The organism is Geitlerinema sp. CS-897 (assembly GCF_028368005.1).
Lineage (GTDB): Bacteria > Cyanobacteriota > Cyanobacteriia > Cyanobacteriales > Geitlerinemataceae > Baaleninema > Baaleninema simplex.
In genome coordinates this window covers 1-18,130 of record NZ_JAQNCQ010000293.1, presented here as the reverse complement: position 1 = coordinate 18,130, position 18,130 = coordinate 1, and the positions used below count along the sequence as shown (strand labels likewise).

Below are 18,130 nucleotides of genomic sequence, written 5' to 3'. Positions count from 1 at the left end.
ATCCACGCTCTTGACTCTCCTCCTTACCCTCTTCTGTGAGGAAACTTCCTCATCTCCATCGCCGGCGACGCAACAAACGATAACTAGAGGATACTTCAAGGATGGACGAGTTTTTAATTGGTGACGCTAATAATAACGCTCTCAACGGCACGGAACTGGCCGATACGATTATTGCCCTCGGCGGCGACGACACCGTGAGCGGCGGACTGTCTGACGACGTGTTAGCCGGTAACGCCGGATTGGATATCCTCTCGGGAGACGAGGGAAACGACCTCATCGTGGCCGGACGAGACGAAGATACCGTTCGTGGCGGCGTCGGAGACGACGTTCTCTCGGGTAATATCGGATTGGATCTCGTGTTTGGAGACGAGGGAAACGATTTGCTCCTCGGCGGTCAAGACGAAGATATTCTCGACGGTGGAGTGGGTGACGATACCCTGATCGGCGATTTCGGCGTCAACGGGTTAAACGGAGGCGACGGTGCCGATGTCTTCGTTTTGCGAACGGACGTGGCGCGTACCGATCCCAGCCGTTCTGAGATCGGCGGACAAATTCCAGCCGATGTCATCATCGATTTTCAGACGGGGATCGATAAAATTGCGTTAACGGAGGGGTTGACGGAAGCCAACCTCGTATTACAGGAGTTCAGCGTGCCTCTGGCGGCCATCGGCGACCAGTTAATCGATCCGCGATTGCAGGCCGCTATTGACAACTTGAATCTCGACCCGGACGGGAACGGTTCTCTAGAACTGACCTTCGTACGCGAGGCCAACGGTCCGATGTTAGCGGTCACGCTCAATACGACGGCCGCCGAGTTAAGCGGAAACTTTATTAGTATTTAAACGGACGTCTATTGCCGTGTCGATCGCACTGTCTTCAGTTCGAGGGATCGCCTTATTGCTACCGATCGCGATTCCCTTTTTACTGTTTGGTTATGCCAACTTGGCCACCTATCCCTATCGGTTTGGCGACTTGGAGAATATCGAGCCACAACCGGTAGCGATCGTCTTCGGTGCGGGGGTGTGGGAAGACGGAACGCCGACCCCGATGTTAGCCGATCGCGTTCTGGCAGGAGTCGCACTCTACAAACGCGGCACGGTCGAAAAGTTGTTAATGTCCGGCGACAACCGATCGCCCGACTACAACGAAGTCGATGCCATGCGCCGTTACGCCGAAGCTCGCGGGGTTCCTAGAGAAGACATTTGGCTCGATCGCCTGGGGTTGAGTACCTACGAGACGTGCGATCGCGCGAAAACCCAGTTCGGGATCGATCGCGCCGTTCTCGTCACGCAACGCTATCATCTTCCCAGAGCCGTGTATATCGCTCGCGGTTTGGGTATCGAGGCGGTGGGGTTCGGCGTTCGCGACTGGGGGATTTACACGCGAGGATCGATGCTGTCCTACAGTTTGCGGGAAGTTCCCGCCACCGTCAAAGCGATCGTTCAGGTGTCGCAAGCCTCCTCTGAAGATTGATGAACCACGATCCCAGATAAATCGCTCGAGGACAAGCGAGACTCGGGTTCGACGACGAGGGTGATGTCCTCGCGGCCGACAACCCGGACGACCGCCCCCGGAGGCAACGTCACAGCTCCCCGACAGATGGCTTTCCACCAAGATCCTCTAAACTGAACTCGACCGGGTACGGACGGACCGATCGCTTTAGAAACGATCGCAAAGCCTTCAAAAAATTGAAACGGGTAAGACATACGCAGTTAAACTCCTCCGCCTAACGTGATGTCCGAGGGGGCGATCGCTCCCTGCGGCTAAATTTGGCGTCGTGCGGGTCTTCGGTTGGGTTAAGTGGGTTTCTACTAATCTCTCGGGATCGAAAAGGGGTTTTTTCCGAGACGAGGCGAAAATTGTCATAAATTTTTAGACTCGCGAGCGATCGCCCCCCAAACCCCATTTTTGAATTTCAAGCCGTCTCGATCGCCGTTTCTCGTTGTGGACACCTGCGTTGCTTATGGCTTTTCTCAACTTCTCCAAATCGCGCGTTCGCGATATCGCCGCAGCGATCGCCTTGGCGACGACCCTCGGTGTCACCGCCCTGGCCTCGATCGCGTCCCGCTACGGTTGGTCGCCCTCGCTCGAACTGCTCTCTCACTTCCAAGTGCAATACTTCCTGCTCAGCGCGATCGCCGTGGTCGTTCTCGTCCTGAGTCGCCGTCCGATCGCCCTGTGGATCGGACTGTTTTGTAGTGCGGTGTTGGCCGTACAAGTCGTACCGTGGTATCTGCCTCCCATGCGGCTTTTACCCCAACCCGACGCCGACTTGCGCGTTCTCGTCAGCAACCTCCACGATCGCAACCAGAACTTCGATCGCGTGCTGTCCTTCGTCCGACAAGAAAATCCCGACTTCGCCGTATTTATCGAAGTTAACGCCCAGTGGACCGAACAGCTCGACCGACTCCGCGACATTCTGCCCTATCAGTTCCGACCCGATCGCGTCGAGCATCGCGGAATCGCCGTTTACAGCAAGCGTCCGCTGCTCGATCCCCAGTTGAAACAGTTCGACTCTCACAAAACCGCCAGCATTGTCGGCGAACTCGAAGTGGCAAACCGACGGTTATCCATTATCGCCACCCATCCGTTACCCCCAGTCCGAGCCTGGCGGTTTCACCTGCGAAACCAACACTTCGATCGCCTCGGCGAATTCGTACAAACCTTAACCCAACCGACGTTGGTTCTCGGAGATTTCAACACGACCATGTGGTCGCCCTACTACAAACGACTCGTCAGACGAACCGGACTGAAAAACGCCCGTCAGGGATTCGGCATTTTACCGAGCTGGCCGACGCGAAACAACTTTAACGCCCTTCCTTTCCCGCTGGCGCGACTGTTTTCGATTCCGATCGACCACTGTTTGTTAACTCCAGATCTGCGGGTGGCGAACGTGCGAACCGGCCCCGATATCGGCTCCGATCACCTGCCCTTGTTAATCGATTTACACGTGAGCGCGTCGCGCTAAAATACGAACGTCGCCCGCGATCGCTGCGGACTGAGATATTAACGACCGTCCGACACCGGCGATCGCGATCGATCTGTCTTTACCCCGAGTCCGAACCCAATGGCAACCGCCGATTTTATCCGTCAACTCAACCCGTCCCAACGTACTGCTGTCGAACACTTCTGCGGACCGTTACTCGTCGTGGCCGGCGCCGGTTCGGGAAAAACGCGGGCGTTGACCTATCGCGTTGCTAACCTCATTCTCAAACATCGAGTCTCGCCTGAAAACATCCTCGCCGTCACCTTCACCAACAAAGCGGCGCGGGAAATGAAGGAACGGATCGAAACGCTGTTCGCCCAGACGATGGCTGTCGATCGCCACGGAAAAGCCCTAGAAGTTTTACCTCCCGACGAACGAACTCGCATTCGATCGCACGTTTGGCGCACCTACATCAAACATCTGTGGATCGGGACGTTTCATAGTTTGTGTGCGAAAATTCTTCGCTTCGATATTAACAAATATCGCGACGAAAACGGTCGCGAATGGACGCGCAACTTTTCTATTTTCGACGAGTCCGACGCCCAATCTCTCGTCAAAGAAATTGTCACCCACCAACTGAATCTCGACGATAAAAAATTCAAGCCGAAAACGGTTCGCTACGCCATCAGTAACGCCAAAAACCGAGGTTGGTCGCCGTTAGATTTAGAACGCAACGAACCGAATTATCGCGGACGCACGATCGCCGAAGTGTACCGGGTCTATCAAGACAAACTCGCCGAAAACAACGCCCTCGATTTTGACGATCTCATCCGCGTTCCCGTGGAACTGTTTCGCCAAAACGAATCGGTTCTCGGATATTGGCACTCGAAATTTTCTCACGTTCTCGTTGACGAGTATCAAGATACGAACCGAACTCAGTACGACTTAATTCGGTTGCTAGTGGCGAACGGAGCAGAACCGCGATCGTTCGATCGCTGGGAGAATCGATCGGTGTTTGTCGTCGGCGATGTCGATCAGTCGATTTACAGTTTCCGCATGGCCGACTTCACGATTTTGTTGGAATTTCAAGAAGATTTCGGCGACGGCTTAGCGGACGATCTCACTCAGACGATGGTGAAACTCGAGGAAAACTATCGCTCGACCGAAACGATTTTAGAAGTTGCCAATACCCTCATCGAACGCAATACCGAACGCATCGAAAAAATTCTCCGTCCGACGCGGGGACAGGGGGAACCGATTTGTGTCTACCGCGCTGACGACGATCGCGAAGAGGCAGATTTTGTCGTCCAACAAATTCGCAACCTCAACATCGAAAATCCCGAACTCGATTGGGGGAAATTTGCCATTCTTTACCGAACGAACGCTCAGTCTCGCAGTTTCGAGGATGCTTTAGTCAAAGCGAATATTCTCTATAAAGTCGTTGGCGGACTTCGATTTTACGATCGCAAAGAAATTAAAGATGTGATTGCTTATTTGCGGGTCGTCGTCAATCCTGCCGATACCGTCAGTCTCAAACGCATTATTAATACGCCCAAACGGGGCATCGGAAAAACGACTCTAGAAAAAATCGACACGATCTCCCAACAATTAGGAGTTCCGTTGTGGGAAATTCTCAGTGACGAGACTTCTGTAAAAACGGTGGCCGGGCGGCGATCGAAGGCGATTTTAAACTTCGTCGAGCTGATTCAAAAGCAACAAGAACGCGTTGAAAATACTGACGCAACGGACGTTTTTCAAGATATCGTCAACGAGTCGGGTTATATCGAAGACTTAAAACAACAAGGTACGGACGAAGCCGAAAGCCGGCGCCAAAACGTCGAGGAACTTTACAACGCCATGCAGCAATACGCCGAAGATAGCGAAGATGCGTCGTTAACGGGGTTTTTAGCCAATGCGTCTCTCGCCTCGGATTTAGACAATCTCAACGAGGGAGAATCGGCGGTGTCGCTGATGACGCTACATTCAGCAAAAGGCTTGGAGTTTCCCGTGGTGTTCGTGGTGGGAATGGAAGAGGGACTGTTTCCGAATTTCCGCAGCAAAAACGACCCTCGAGCGTTGGAGGAAGAACGACGACTGTGTTACGTGGGGATCACGCGGGCGCAAGAGCAACTGTTTATTACCCACGCGTTGAGTCGGAGTTTGTGGGGATCGTATCAAACGGCGTTGCCTTCGCAGTTTTTAGACGAGTTACCGTCGGAATTTTTAGTGGGAAATACGATAAAACCCAAGCGACGCCGAACCTCTAAGGGGGCGAAATCGGCTGGAAATACTGCCCTGTTGACGAAAGATTGGAAAGTAGGCGATCGCGTCGTTCACGAACAGTTCGGCATGGGAGAGGTAACGCTGGTATTTGGCCAAGCGCCCAAAATTTCGATGGCGGTGAAGTTTGCCAAAGGCGGCCAGAAAATCCTCGATCCGAAACACGAACCGCTCGAACGCTTGAGTTAACCCTACGCGATCGCCCGGAGACCGACTCGATGTTACGCCGAAACCGTTTCGACCGATCGCCGACTGCTCGAAAGCGCGAAATCGGGGATACAGTTGTCTTCCATGTACGCTCGGTATTCTGCCACCTGGCGATCGCAATCGTCCTGACTCCAACCGCAATATTTTTGCAACACCTCCGTCACCGTCGGGAGCGTCTGCAATCCGTAACAGCAGTGCATCGAAATCGTCGTGCGACGGCGCAAAATATCGATGAGGTGATGAGCGTACTCGACCTCGACAGCGTGGACGATTTGCGCTTTGATGTCCGGTAACTCCGGCGTAATCTGACCGGCGAGTTCCGGGTTTTCGTCGATGCGGACTAAGATATCCGGCGTTTGGGAACCGTAGGCATCGAAGAGATGGTAGATCGTTGGCACGGGAACGCGATCGCGGTAAGTTTTCACCGTTTCCGCCACCTCGTCGTCGCTGGGTAACGTCGCCCCCGGTAACGGCCGCGTTAGCGTCGGACAGGAGGGTGCAGATTTGCCCATTTTCGCAAAAGCCGCATCGACCATTTCCTGCCCCACGTGGCGATAGGTGGTGAGTTTACCGCCGACGAGCGAAATGAGGTTTTTCACGCCTTCTTTCTCGCGATCGACGAGAATGTGTTTTCGGGTAATGCTTCCGGCAGACTTCCCGTCCGCGTACGGCAGCGGACGCACGCCAGAATAGGTGAATTTGACGCTGTCCCGCGTCAGTTGGGCGCTGGGGATGATATTGTTCGTTTCTCTGAGGAGATAGTCGATTTCTTCGTCGTTAGCTTTGATGCGATCGAGATTGCCATCGTAAGGAATGTCCGTCGTTCCTACGAGAACCTGTCCCAGCCACGGCACGATAAAGAAGGGGCGTCCGTCCGTTTTGGCTTCGACGTAGAGGGCAGAATCCGGCGCACCGGGGAAGCGATCGACAATGATGTGAGATCCTTTCGTCCCGCCGATTTTCCGAGTGTTACCGATGGGTTTGGCCTGGCCGTCTTCCACGCCAAGCTGACAGACAGCATCGACCCAGGGACCCGAGGTGTTGATGACGACCGTTTTCTCGTGGCCGCGCACGTCAAAGGTTTCTCCCGTCAGCTTGTCTTCGCACGTTAAATGGGTGATGCGATCGCCATCTCTGTGTAACGCTGTCACCTCTGCGTAATTCAACACCGTCGCCCCAGCGCGATCGGCGTCGATGATATTCTCCAAACAGAGCCGTTCGGCATACACGGCCTGGGCGTCGTAATACTGCGCTCCGCCGTTGAGGTTTTCCGGGTCGAGACTGCGGAAATGCTGAAGAAACTTGGTTTTCGGCAGCATTCGGTGAGGTAACAAACTTTTATCGAAGCTGAAAATATCGTAGAGAATCATCCCCGCCCAAATTTTCCAATAGGGACGCGATCGCTTCCCGTACACCGGAACCGTCAACATCAGCGGTCGCACCAAATGGGGCGCGGTTCTCAACAACAGTTCCCGTTCGTGCAACGATTCCCGCACCAAAGAAAACTCGAAATACTCTAAATACCGAAGTCCGCCGTGAACCAGTCGCGTCGACCAGCTCGAAGTTCCGCTGGCAAAATCGTTTTTTTCAATAACGATCGTCTTCAAACCGCGCAAGGCCGCGTCTCGTGCGACACCTGCCCCGTTGATACCGCCGCCGATAACGATCAGGTCGTAAGGTTGACTTTCGATGGTTTGATAGTCGCGCATGGTTTGTATCAGTTCGGTTAGGTGTATCTGTTTCAAGTTAACGAAATTTCCGAGACTTCACGGGCGCATCGCCGATTTGTCAGGGGATTCTGGCCGCAACGTTAAAGGTCACAGGGAAAAGGCAACCGGAAATCGTACAGGTAGTTGGACTTGTGCAATTAAACGTTAACCACACTAAATGTAGGGTGTGGTGGGCATTGCCCACCCTAAAAATAGAGTGAATGCTGTTGCCCGTTCCCGGTTCCCCGTTCCCTCGACCGGAGGTCGATAACAAAAAAGCGCGAAGCGCGAATCGGTCGCACCCCACGCTTGAAAACCGTCGAAAGAACTCCGTTCCGCTTCACGAACGAGGCGGACGTTAGACTGCGGCCGGTTCTTTATCGGCAACCGTTTCGTGTTCGATGCGTTGGAAAATCTCGAACAGGCGGTCTGCCCAATACTTCACGTCGTATTTCGTGACGGTATCGTACATTTTCGTCATGCGATCGGCTTTTTCTTCGTCCGACATCGTCAGGGCGCGATCGACGGCCTCGTCCATGCGATCGATCGAATAGGGATTCGTCAAAATGGCTTCGGGCATTTCCACCGCAGCCCCGACGAACTCGGAGAGGATCAACGCGCCGTCTTTGCCTTCGTGAGCGATCACGTACTCTTTCGCCACCAGGTTCAACCCGTCTCGCAGCGGTGTCGTCCAACAAATATCTGCCGCTTTGTAATAAGCGATCAAATCCGTAAACGGAACGGGTTGCGTAAACAGCAGGATCGGCATCCAATCGAGTCGGGCGAAGCGTCCGTTAATCTTCCCTGCCAAATGCTCGATTTGCTGCTGTGCCGTTCGATAGACCCGCATTCCCGCTGCCGGTTGCACGCAGGTCATCACCAAGCTGATTTTACCGTGCAGGTCGCTACGGCGTTCGAGCAGGCGTCCGTAACATTCAAGCAGTTCGCGGTTGCCTTTGACGTAATCGACTCGTCCGGCGGCGATCGCCAACGTACGACCGTGCAGCTCTTCTTTAATTTCCTTCACTCGCTGCTGAGTTTCCGGTTTTTGCAGCGTGTTGAGAATGTGTTGCGGGTTGGTTCCGACTGGGAAAGCATCGACATTGACCAATTGATTTTTGTAACGCAGTTGCGTTACCACTTCCGGTTCGGCTAAGGCCGTGCCGCACTCGGTAATATGTTCGGGAACCGCTTCTTTCTTGACGACATCGACCTCGAACAGACTACGAGCCACGTTGACGAAGTTCTCGGAGTAACGGGGAATGTGGAAACCGACGATATCGCAACAGAGCAAGCTTTCCACGATCGCTTCCCGCCAGGGCAGAATGTTGAAAATATCCACCGAGGGGAACGGCGTATGGTGGAAAAAGGCAATGCGGGCGTCGGGTTTGAGTTCCCGAATGTATTTCGGAGCTAGCCAAAGGTTGTAATCGTGAACCCAAATTAGGGCGTCGTCAGCGGCTTCGGCGCAAGCGGCTTCAGCGAAGGCTTTGTTGATGGTTTTGAAGTTTTCCCAATCCGAAGACTCGTATGTGAAGTGATAGGGGAACGAGTGCAGGATCGGCCAGAAGGCTTCTTTACTGGTGATGTGGTAGAAATGCTTGACTTGGTCGGCACTGAGGGGAATGCGACGGACGTTGTAGTTGCTCCCTTCGATGTTGACTCGCTCTTGGAACTTGCTTCGTTGTTTGGCGTTAACCTGCTTCCAAGCAATCCACGTTCCTTGACTGACGTTGTCGAAGAAGCTTTTCAAAGTCGGAACGATACCGTTGGGGCTTTTTTTGTCCCGGTAATGAACGACTCCGTTTTCATCGACGACTTCGTCGTAAGGTTCGCGGTGATAGAGAATAACGAGAGATGATTTCATGTTGGATGTTTGGTAGTGTTAACGCTGTGAAAGGATCGTTTGGGGACGAGATTGAGATGGCCGGGTGATGGGATGATGAGGTGATGGAAAATCTCCCCCTCTCCCTGGCTCCCCCTCTCCCCCTCTCTCCATCTCCTAATCCAAAGTCTTACCGTGGTATTTCAGACCGTCCCAAATGCCCGAGGCTCCTGGATGTTGGCTGATATAAACGTGGGGCATTTGCTGGACGCGATCGACGAGTTTGGGTTCGGCATTGCCCACGGCGATGCCTTTGAGTCCCGTGTCGAACAGAGAGAGATCGTTGAGGGTGTCCCCGGCGACAACGGTATGGTCGGTTTCGAGCGCCAGGGCGGCCAGGGTTTTCAACAGAGTCGGGCCTTTGGCCACGCCTTTCGGCATGACGTCGAGGAAGCGATCGGCGGAGAGAATCGCGTCGAATCCCGCGTTTTCGAGTTTGTCCAGAGTGCTGTCTCGAAAGGCGTCGGGATCGTAGTAGTAAGAGACGCGATATTGAGGTTCGATCGGTTGTAGGTTCAGCCCCGGTTCGTCTTTGAGTAGGGCTTTGACGCGATCGTTGGCGTTTTGCCAGCGATCGCTTATCCAGTTTTGAACCTCTGCCAACGGCTCGAAGGTTTTACCGCACGTGACGCTCGTGCCGACGTCGCCGATAATGTAATCGGGACGAGGAAACACGGGTTCCTCGTAGAGTTCTTTGACGAGACCGAGATCTCGTCCGGTGACGAAAATCAATAAGACCCGATCGCGATGGTGTTGCAGATATTGATAAAATTCGGTGCGATCGCCCTCGGAACCTCCGAGAAAGGTTCCGTCGAGGTCGGTAGCTAATATCAGGGAATACCCAGAATTCATGTGCGGTTGACTCGATGCAGTTGACCTTCTATCGCTCGATTTTCGGTCTTTACAGTCCTCGTCTGCTATCTTTTTTCTGTATTTTTACGGTTTCTGCTGTGCAGTCTAACATGAGTCGTTTGTTTTGACGGTCGGTTCGATCGCTCTTCGATCGCCTACCCGTTTTATCTTGCGCTAAAGGGTTTGTAATCGACGAGATTTTTCATCGAAATCTCGATAAATCCCCGATTTTTTACAGTGTCCTATTGTAAACGATCTTCGCCGCTTGGCAAAGGTTAATTCGGGGTTAAGTAAGTCAGGGTAGCTGTTTCCCGACTTCGTGCGATAGTATTTATTCAGTACATTATACACACAAAATACCCCAAAACCCGATTTGGCAGTTTTTTGAGGTATAACAAATAAAAATATTCCGGAGATCGCAATCCTATGGTCAACGTCGAGACAACGTCTATGCCTTCGATCGAGCTAATAGAAGAAGCAACCCAAGACCTGCTCGAGTGGGCGGCGGAGATCGACGCTTCACACGCCACCTATTTTGAGAAAGGCCAACAGCTAGCGCGACGACTCGGCGCTCACTACCGGGAAGACGGGTTGACCGAAATCGGCTTCTGGGCGCCGGAACTGACAGCCCAGGTCATGCGGAAAAAAGAAATCTATCTCGAAATCCTCACGCCCCTCGACGACATTGACTTTCGCCAAGGTCAACAAGTCGTCCGCTTTCAGCGAACCCGCCTGAACCTCGAACAACAGGGGGAATTTTTCTGGGGAGTTCTATCGGGAATGCGACCGGGTTCGCGCGATCGCGCCGGGTCGTTTTACTGGATGCGCTACATCGACCAACAAGGAATCTTACAAGCGATTCGCGACATCGTGCCGTACTCACTTCCTTATGGCGTTTTCGGACCGGCAGAACTTTACGACATCGACAGCTTGCAGAGCGATCGCCGCGATCTCGACTATTTCGCCCGCACCAGCGCCTCCCAACTCCCAGACTTCTTCACCGCAGACCAACACAGACCCGAAATCGCCATTCCCCGCGTTCACGCCCCCCGCAACATCCTGCAACTGCACATAGGAACGGCCACCCGAGAGGGAACCCTCGAAAGTCTGACGCGGCTGTACCAGCGCATTTCCGACAAACTCGCCAACGACGACCCCCTCACTCCCGCCGAAGAGAACTTCGTCGGCTACGACGCCGTTCAGTTACTTCCCACCGAACCGACGATCGAATTCCGCACCGACTACAGCCCCGAAAGCGAATTTTTCGTCTTCATCAGTGAAGAAGAGGACGAACTCACCATCGAACTGAACAAACCCAACACCCAAGACTGGGGCTACGACGTGCCACTGTTGGGATCGAGTACCACTAACGCCGCCCTGTTGGGCAGCTTGCGCCCCGACGAAGCGATCGATTTCATCGCGACTCTACATAACTTTTCCACCGGACCGATACAAGTCATTTACGACCTGGTTTACGGCCACGCCGACAACCAATCGGAACTTCTCGTCAACCGGGAATATCTCAAAGGTCCGAATATGTACGGACAGGACTTAAACCACCAACTGCCGACGGTTCGGGCGATTTTCCTCGAAATGCAGCGACGCAAACTCAATACCGGATGCGACGGCATTCGCGTCGATGGCGGCCAGGATTTCCGATTTTTCAACCCGCTTTCGGGAGTCGTCGAACAAGACGATGCCTATTTACTGGCCATGAGCGATGTGGTGCAGGAAATCGGCGACTACAAACGGTTGATGTTTACCATTTTCGAGGACGGTCGCCCCTGGCCGTCCGAAGGATGGGAAGATACCTCGACCTATCGGGATCTCATTGAGAAAATGCCCGAATCCTACCAGTGGGGGCCGTTGATTTTCGCCCACAACACCCCAACGCTCAAGGGATTTTGGGAAACAAAATGGCGTCGCGTGTTGGAAGTGATGCACATCGGGAGTAACTGGATTACCGGATGCGCCAACCACGACACAGTACGGCGAGGCAATCAAGTCGAGCGCGATCGCACCATCAACTGGAATTTAGGCGATACGCTCTCAGAAGTGCTTCGCAACGCTTACGACAACCCCGCAACGACGCTGTGGGTGTACGGATTCAGCCCCGGCCTTCCGATGGATTTTATCAACGCCTTGTCTCACGCTCCCTGGATGTTTTTCCGCAACACCGACGAGCGTTACGGGGTGAAAGTTGTCTCCGAAGAAGTGGGATTTCTCGAGTGGCAGGTGACGCCAGAAATTTACGATCGCCCGGAGTTGTTCCAACATTTAAAATCTCTCGGATTTACCCAACTCCCACAATTGCGAGACTTCGGCCACGCCCTGCAAGAAACGATGGTCGAGATGGATTACGACCTCGAACGGGTCGCCGAAGCCTGTCAGGAATGTTTGGGGGAAGACACGACCTCCTGTCGGATCGATCGCCTGAGATTGCTCAACCATCCCGAAATGGTGCAGTTCCTCAAGACCCTCGATATGGCACAGTTGAAAAAATTCGCTCTGTTATTTATGGAGGACTGTTACGAAGCCTGCAAAGTCTCCTATCACGAAGATAATGTCGATGTCGTGAGAGCGACGTTCAACCGACAGTTACGAGAGTTTCGCCATGCGCGAGCGTGGCTGGGGCAGAGCCTAATCGGAACCGATCGCTTTGACAAATCCAGCGAGGGCGATCGCACTATTTTCTACGGCGTCCGCAGCAACCCCAACGACGGCTCCGAAGGTATTGCAATGGTTGCCCACATGGGGGGCGAACCGATGAAAGTTCACCTCGGCGAATGGTTGGGAATTAACCTCAATCAGTGGAAAGTGGCCGTAGCCTCACCCGGACTCGATCGCGATGGCAATTTAGACGATCTCAACAGCTTCGAGTTAAAAGATTCCGAGGGCGTTTTACTCTGTTTCGCCCCCAAACCGTGAGGTATTGACAAAACACATAAAATCTGCATTGGGGTTCGAGCCAGATCCCCGGCATCTCCGAGATGCCGGGGATCTCCGGCAGCCATTTACCGATCTGGGATTTTGGGGCAAACCCTTTAATACGGCGATATCTTTTCTAGCAAGGGTTTCAGGACTTTTCTACAGGAAATCATGATAATTGACAATTTCTCCCCCTCTCCCTTGCTCCCCCTCTCCCTTGCTCCCCCTCTCCCCTGCTAATCAAGGCTCCGATACTTTTTTGCTAACGTTCATTAACAAATGCAAGATGCTGTCGCATCCAGGGTGTATCTACCAAAGCCCGCAAGAATATCCCACGAGCGCCATTTATGTCTCTGTCCATCACTTGACTATCAATTCGTGACTTGATTTGCTTAGCACCACCAATATTGAGCAGTTCGCCCGTCCAGCTAACGGTCTTACTCGTGTAGGCTTCACAAACATCCAAGACTAACTTGCCGGTCTCGAAAGCTTTGTACTTCAGAAACTGCTTGAATCGGTAGTGGCTGAACGACAACATCGAGCGCACAGTTTTTGACCGAATCTGACGCTGGCTACGCTTAGACATTTGAGAGGTTTCAAATGTTGGCAGCAAAATCACGTCAAAGTTATCAACTAAAAACCGAGCGGTCTTGTGATGTAATTCGTCAATCAAATTGCGAATCGTCAAGCGCATACGACTGGCAGCTTTACGCAGACGACGCTTAGCACTAGACGAAGCTTTTGAAGAACGACTAATCAAATCGTCCAGGTGATGACAGAGACGCTGAATCCGAGAGAAATCCCCTTCACCAATCTTGCCAAAGCTTTGCTCGGAAAAGAATGTGGCAAAGGTTCTCACTCCCGGATCGATCGCAATGACTCGCCCTTGGTTCTCAGGCTGAGAGACGGCGATTCTCTTGGTGCGCGTACGCTCACGCCGTTCGACGGCGCTCTGTCGCACCGCTTCTTCGGGGACGCACAAGTAAAAACGCCCGTAAGCCATGCTCATTCGGCAATCCCCAAACTTTTTGGGCAGCGATTCAGCAAATCGAACGCTCCCCAAAATTGTGCGATATACCCCAACCTCGCTAACGGCTGACTTGGGAATATAGCAAGACTGGACCGGGTCGCGCCGGGTTCTGAATTTAGGTTTTTGGATTTGTCCAGTCTTTTTGAATTTTTTCTTAGCTTCCCTGACCGCCGTGCAAGCATCCTTAATCGCTATTGATTTGATTTGATAAGGCACTGCCTTACAAAACTCAGGCAAGCTATTCAGTAAATCAGTCTTGATGGCTTTCCAGTTTGCCTGTGTACCATCGGTCTGAAGGTATTCGATTGTGCGGTTATAGACAAAACGTGAGACTCCAAACCATTGGCGGGCAAGATGGCGCTGCTCAGCCGTGAGGTAAATCTGGATCTTCTTTGACTTTCTTGCCGTACTTGCGGAGTCCGTGAACTCTGCAACTGAAGACATGAATGATGGAGAGAAGATCGGCGGTGAGTTCGGATTCTGGGCAACTTTCAGGGTGGCTGAGAACCACGATTTTTCCACCGTTGAGTTCGACCAAGTATTCGATAAGCTCGAAGGCGAACCTAACGAGTCTGTCTCTACAGGCAACCACAAGCGTGAACTGATCTCCACGCATAAGTCGTTCCAGTAGGGTTTGAAGCCCTTTTCGCTTGAAGTTGAGACCGCTGGCGATCTCTTTAATGACTTCGGCTTGCGGGTAGAGGCTTTGCATGTAAGCAACTTGTCTATCCAAGTCGTCTCGTTGCTTAGACGAACTGACACGGCAATAGCAAACCGTATATCCGCGCTTAGGACGGGTTCGTTGAATGTAGCTATCAACGTCAAAAAGCCGCTGATTTGCTTCATTTCGGACGCTGTGAATAGTGCCGTTGTCTGCATACTTTCTTAGCGTGTTTGGATGGAGTCCCGTCGCTTCGACTGCTTTGCGAAGGGGTACTAACGTCATGTCATCACACTAACACATGCTGTTAGTGTTTGTGAGTAAATGTAAATAAATTAGATGCTGTTAACTAACCTCCGAAAACGGCAATTCCAGGGGAATTTTCCCGAGGGTGCCTTTACGGAAATCGTTTAAAAGCTGACAGGCAGTACGTTCGACATCGTTTTGATAGCGTTCGGCGGCCAGCAAATGTAAATAAGATTCCCCCGTCATGCCTTTGGGATCGAGGTCGTAGCGAGACAACAAGGCGTCTTGCGGAACCATGTCGTTGCCCAACCTTTCGACTCGAGCGATCGCGTCCACCATTGCCGACGCGATTCGTTGGTTGTCGTAAGCAGCCTCGCCGATATCCTCGCAAATCGCCAACTTCACCGCGTCCGCCTGTTTGTCCAACCTCCACGGAATAATACCCGGCGAATCGAGAAGTTCCAAATTTGCCCGGTTCGCCGCCCCAGATTTTCCGCGTTTTCCGTCCCGCTCCGACAGGCGAATCCAGCGCAACTGGCGCGTCACTCCCGCACGTCTGGCACTTTCGACCACTTTCCGCCGCAGCAAGCGGTTGATCAACGCCGATTTTCCCACGTTGGGAAAACCGATAACCACAGCCCGAACCGGACGAGGGCGCATCCCTCGAGACACGCGGCGTTCGTTGAGTTTGTCCCCCACCGCCTCAGCAGCTTTAGCCACCTGAGCGACCCCCGTTCCCTGCTTGGCGTTGGTGAAATAGGCCGTTTCGCCGCGATCGGAAAACCAGTTCGTCCAAGCCTGACGGACTTCTGAGGGAATCATATCCACGCGGTTGAGGATGAGAACCCGCGATTTTTCTCCCAACCACTGCGCTAGTTGCGGGTGATGGGTGGCCAGGGGAATTCGCGCGTCTCGCACTTCGAGAACCACGTCCACGCGGTTGAGTTGTTCTTGCAGTTGCCGTTCGGCTTTGGCAATATGACCGGGATACCACTGAATCATGAACAGGGAACAGGGAATAGGGAACAGGGAATAGGGAATAGGGAACAGGGGTAAGGTGCGTGACTTGAAAAACCGGGTGTCGAACCTGAGACCAATACATTGTCACGCACCGACTCAGAATTTCTCCTTATCCCATCATCTCATCATCCCATCATCCCATCATCGCCATTACGGAACGACCAGCACGGGACAGGGGGACAGGTTGATGGTTAAGTTGGTGACGCTTTCGGCAGCGCCTTCTTCCGTTAAGCCGGTGCCGCGACTGCCCATTACGATTAAGTCGACGTCGAGTTCGTCGGCCACGTCGCAAATGGTAAAAGCGGGTTTGCCTTCTCGTTCGATCGCTTCAGCTTCGATACCTTGTTCGGCGAAGACGTCCTGAGCGCTTTTCAGTAACTCAGCAATGAGTTCGGGAGAGTTCATCCGGGTGGGTTCGCTACCTTCTTCGGGCGGTTCGACCACCGATAGGATAATGAGGCGGGCGTTGTAGGTTTTCGCTAAATCGGCCACGATTTGGGCAGCGTGGTGCGATTCTCTACTGCCGTCGATGGGAAACAGTACGCTCTTAAACATTGTCGTCTCTCTAATGTCCGGTCTCCGGTAGAATTGTGACGGCGCGAAGTCTCAACTTGACCGCCAGGTACGTGGAAATACCAGAAAAATAAGTAGATATAGGAGGTCAAAGTGCCTAAGAAAACTGTAGCAAATTTATCGGCGTCGGATTTATCGGGTAAACGGGTTTTGGTACGGGCGGATTTCAACGTACCTTTGGATGATTCGGGCAAAATCACCGACGATACGCGGATTCGCGCCGCCCTCCCAACGATTCGGGATTTGACTGAAAAGGGTGCGAAAGTGTTGCTGTCGAGCCACTTGGGGCGTCCGAAAGGGCAGGTCAAGGAAGATATGCGCTTGACCCCCGTGGCACAACGTCTCTCGGAACTGTTGGGTAAACCGGTTATTAAATGCGACGACTGCGTTGGCGATGCGGTGAAAGCTGAAGTGGACAAACTGGCCAACGGCGGCGTGTTGCTGCTGGAAAACGTCCGTTTTCATGCCGAAGAAGAGAAAAACGATCCTGAATTCGCCAAACAGTTGGCGTCTCTGGCGGACGTTTACGTCAACGATGCGTTCGGAACGGCTCACCGGGCCCACGCTTCGACGGAAGGAGTCACGCAACACATCGATATTTGCGTTGCGGGATATCTCATTGAGAAAGAGCTGGAGTTCTTGCAAAACGCCATTGAAAATCCCCAGCGTCCTCTGGCGGCGATCGTTGGCGGCTCGAAAGTGTCGAGCAAAATCGGTGTCATCGAAACGCTGTTGGAAAAGGTGGACAAGCTGTTCATCGGCGGCGGTATGATCTTTACGTTCTTCAAGGCTCGCGGTTTGAGCGTTGGAAAGTCTTTGGTGGAAGAAGATAAGCTGGAACTGGCAAAAGCTCTCGAAGCCAAAGCAAAAGAGCGTGGTGTGGAGCTGTTGTTACCGACGGATGTAATTGTTGCTGATAATTTTGCCCCCGATGCCAACGATCGCACTGTAGCGGTCGATGCAATTCCTGACGGTTGGATGGGTCTCGACATCGGACCGGATTCGGTGAAAACCTTCCAAGACGCCCTAGCAGACTGCAAGTCGGTCATCTGGAACGGACCGATGGGCGTGTTTGAATTCGAGAAATTTGCCAAAGGTACCGAAGCGATCGCTCGGACTCTGGCAGAGTTGACCGGACAAGGCACCACCACCATTATCGGCGGTGGCGACTCTGTGGCTGCGGTGGAAAAAGTCGGTGTGGCGGAGAAAATGAGCCACATTTCCACGGGTGGCGGTGCGAGTCTCGAACTGCTCGAAGGTAAAGTGCTGCCCGGAATTGCGGCTCTCGACGACGCGTAATTTTGGGAGGTAAGGAGGCGATCGGATGGGGAGATAACCTGATGATGGAAGTGTTTCAAATCTCCTCATCTCTTCAACTCCTGTTGGATCTGCTGCGTGACGCGGTAACAGTCCCTTAACTGGATTTCAGTTCTATTTTCTGGCCGCGTCACACTCCCTACGACGGCCGAAGCGATCGAACCCGATCGACGGGGGGGTAAACCTTGCAGGCTCTTCCGAACTTACTATGCAAGAAATCGCTGAAATCCTTACAGGAAAAGAAACTTCTGAAACCTTAGTGGTGCAGAAAAGTCCTGAAACTCTTGTCAGAAAAGAGATCGCCGTATTAACGAGTTGGCCGCAAAATTCCAGATCGGTAAATGGCTGCTGGAGATTTGACATCCTCTCCCAGCAACCCTATCGGGTATGCAGGGAGATTCCCTGGTTCACACCAAGGATTTCCTGCTTCTCAACCTCTTGACTAGACTTGAACTCAGATAACTTCAAGTCCCCGCCAGAACGATTCCACAGGCTT

Annotated in this window: 14 protein-coding genes; 6 read left to right on the top strand and 8 right to left on the bottom strand. The window is 52.9% G+C overall.

Annotated elements, in window-relative coordinates:
• Nucleotides 1–101: 101 nt before the first annotated feature.
• Entirely contained in the window at nucleotides 102–842 is a 741-nt protein-coding gene (locus POG22_RS18355) for a calcium-binding protein (RefSeq protein WP_063716076.1), read from the top strand.
• A gap of 16 nt (nucleotides 843–858) precedes the next feature.
• Nucleotides 859–1,473, top strand: coding sequence for a SanA/YdcF family protein (locus POG22_RS18350; protein WP_223307437.1), 615 nt, complete (start codon nucleotides 859–861; stop codon nucleotides 1,471–1,473).
• On the opposite strand, the gene POG22_RS18345 is transcribed toward POG22_RS18350, so the two are convergent.
• Nucleotides 1,443–1,706 (bottom strand): NfeD family protein, encoded by a 264-nt coding sequence (locus tag POG22_RS18345; RefSeq protein WP_017662911.1) that lies wholly within the window; start codon nucleotides 1,704–1,706, stop codon nucleotides 1,443–1,445. The genes POG22_RS18350 and POG22_RS18345 overlap by 31 nt on opposite strands.
• A gap of 257 nt (nucleotides 1,707–1,963) precedes the next feature.
• Between POG22_RS18345 and POG22_RS18340 the strand changes: the two genes are divergently transcribed.
• A complete protein-coding gene (locus POG22_RS18340; protein WP_063716077.1) occupies nucleotides 1,964–2,968 on the top strand; it encodes an endonuclease/exonuclease/phosphatase family protein in 1,005 nt (334 codons plus the stop codon).
• 99 nt (nucleotides 2,969–3,067) lie between these two features.
• Complete coding sequence (pcrA, locus tag POG22_RS18335; protein ID WP_498906737.1) at nucleotides 3,068–5,395, top strand: DNA helicase PcrA; 2,328 nt, start codon at nucleotides 3,068–3,070, stop codon at nucleotides 5,393–5,395.
• 32 nt (nucleotides 5,396–5,427) lie between these two features.
• Here pcrA and glpD read toward each other — a convergent pair whose 3' ends face one another.
• From glpD to POG22_RS18320, 3 genes are all read right to left on the bottom strand, one after another.
• Nucleotides 5,428–7,122: a glycerol-3-phosphate dehydrogenase/oxidase gene (gene glpD / locus POG22_RS18330; protein ID WP_498906744.1), complete on the bottom strand. Its 1,695-nt coding sequence runs from the start codon at nucleotides 7,120–7,122 to the stop codon at nucleotides 5,428–5,430.
• 358 nt (nucleotides 7,123–7,480) lie between these two features.
• Nucleotides 7,481–8,989 (bottom strand): glucosylglycerol-phosphate synthase, encoded by a 1,509-nt coding sequence (gene ggpS, locus POG22_RS18325; protein WP_498906736.1) that lies wholly within the window; start codon nucleotides 8,987–8,989, stop codon nucleotides 7,481–7,483.
• Nucleotides 8,990–9,124: 135 nt separating this feature from the next.
• A complete protein-coding gene (locus tag POG22_RS18320; protein WP_498906735.1) occupies nucleotides 9,125–9,859 on the bottom strand; it encodes an HAD-IIB family hydrolase in 735 nt (244 codons plus the stop codon).
• Nucleotides 9,860–10,309: 450 nt separating this feature from the next.
• Between POG22_RS18320 and gghA the strand changes: the two genes are divergently transcribed.
• Nucleotides 10,310–12,787 carry a glucosylglycerol hydrolase gene (gene gghA, locus POG22_RS18315; protein WP_498906734.1) on the top strand — a complete coding sequence of 826 codons (2,478 nt, stop codon included), beginning with the start codon at nucleotides 10,310–10,312 and terminating at the stop codon, nucleotides 12,785–12,787.
• A 262-nt stretch (nucleotides 12,788–13,049) separates the two neighbouring features.
• Here gghA and POG22_RS18310 read toward each other — a convergent pair whose 3' ends face one another.
• The 4 genes from POG22_RS18310 to POG22_RS18295 form a co-directional block, all read right to left on the bottom strand.
• Nucleotides 13,050–14,261 carry an RNA-guided endonuclease InsQ/TnpB family protein gene (locus POG22_RS18310; RefSeq protein WP_498906733.1) on the bottom strand — a complete coding sequence of 404 codons (1,212 nt, stop codon included), beginning with the start codon at nucleotides 14,259–14,261 and terminating at the stop codon, nucleotides 13,050–13,052.
• Nucleotides 14,182–14,763 (bottom strand): IS607 family transposase, encoded by a 582-nt coding sequence (locus tag POG22_RS18305; RefSeq protein WP_498906732.1) that lies wholly within the window; start codon nucleotides 14,761–14,763, stop codon nucleotides 14,182–14,184. Before POG22_RS18305 ends, POG22_RS18310 begins: the two co-directional genes overlap by 80 nt.
• 60 nt (nucleotides 14,764–14,823) lie before the next feature.
• Nucleotides 14,824–15,726, bottom strand: coding sequence for a YlqF/YawG family GTPase (gene ylqF / locus POG22_RS18300; protein WP_498906731.1), 903 nt, complete (start codon nucleotides 15,724–15,726; stop codon nucleotides 14,824–14,826).
• A 168-nt stretch (nucleotides 15,727–15,894) separates the two neighbouring features.
• Nucleotides 15,895–16,299, bottom strand: a complete 405-nt coding sequence (locus POG22_RS18295; RefSeq protein ID WP_063716084.1) for a universal stress protein — start codon at nucleotides 16,297–16,299, stop codon at nucleotides 15,895–15,897.
• A gap of 111 nt (nucleotides 16,300–16,410) precedes the next feature.
• Here POG22_RS18295 and POG22_RS18290 point away from each other — a divergent pair, with 111 nt between their 5' ends.
• On the top strand, nucleotides 16,411–17,616 hold the full coding sequence (locus tag POG22_RS18290; RefSeq protein ID WP_063716085.1) for a phosphoglycerate kinase: 1,206 nt from the start codon (nucleotides 16,411–16,413) through the stop codon (nucleotides 17,614–17,616).
• Nucleotides 17,617–18,130 lie beyond the last annotated feature (514 nt).

Bases quoted from the DNA above. Each gene is read 5' to 3' on its own strand.
- ylqF (WP_498906731.1), bottom strand. From the start codon at position 15,726: ATGATTCAGTGGTATCCCGGTCATATTGCCAAAGCCGAACGGCAACTG.
- POG22_RS18310 (WP_498906733.1), bottom strand. From the start codon at position 14,261: ATGTCTTCAGTTGCAGAGTTCACGGACTCCGCAAGTACGGCAAGAAAG.
- POG22_RS18355 (WP_063716076.1), top strand. From the start codon at position 102: ATGGACGAGTTTTTAATTGGTGACGCTAATAATAACGCTCTCAACGGC.
- POG22_RS18345 (WP_017662911.1), bottom strand. From the start codon at position 1,706: ATGTCTTACCCGTTTCAATTTTTTGAAGGCTTTGCGATCGTTTCTAAA.
- POG22_RS18320 (WP_498906735.1), bottom strand. From the start codon at position 9,859: ATGAATTCTGGGTATTCCCTGATATTAGCTACCGACCTCGACGGAACC.
- ggpS (WP_498906736.1), bottom strand. From the start codon at position 8,989: ATGAAATCATCTCTCGTTATTCTCTATCACCGCGAACCTTACGACGAA.
- gghA (WP_498906734.1), top strand. From the start codon at position 10,310: ATGCCTTCGATCGAGCTAATAGAAGAAGCAACCCAAGACCTGCTCGAG.
- POG22_RS18305 (WP_498906732.1), bottom strand. From the start codon at position 14,763: ATGACGTTAGTACCCCTTCGCAAAGCAGTCGAAGCGACGGGACTCCAT.
- pcrA (WP_498906737.1), top strand. From the start codon at position 3,068: ATGGCAACCGCCGATTTTATCCGTCAACTCAACCCGTCCCAACGTACT.
- POG22_RS18340 (WP_063716077.1), top strand. From the start codon at position 1,964: ATGGCTTTTCTCAACTTCTCCAAATCGCGCGTTCGCGATATCGCCGCA.
- POG22_RS18295 (WP_063716084.1), bottom strand. From the start codon at position 16,299: ATGTTTAAGAGCGTACTGTTTCCCATCGACGGCAGTAGAGAATCGCAC.
- glpD (WP_498906744.1), bottom strand. From the start codon at position 7,122: ATGCGCGACTATCAAACCATCGAAAGTCAACCTTACGACCTGATCGTT.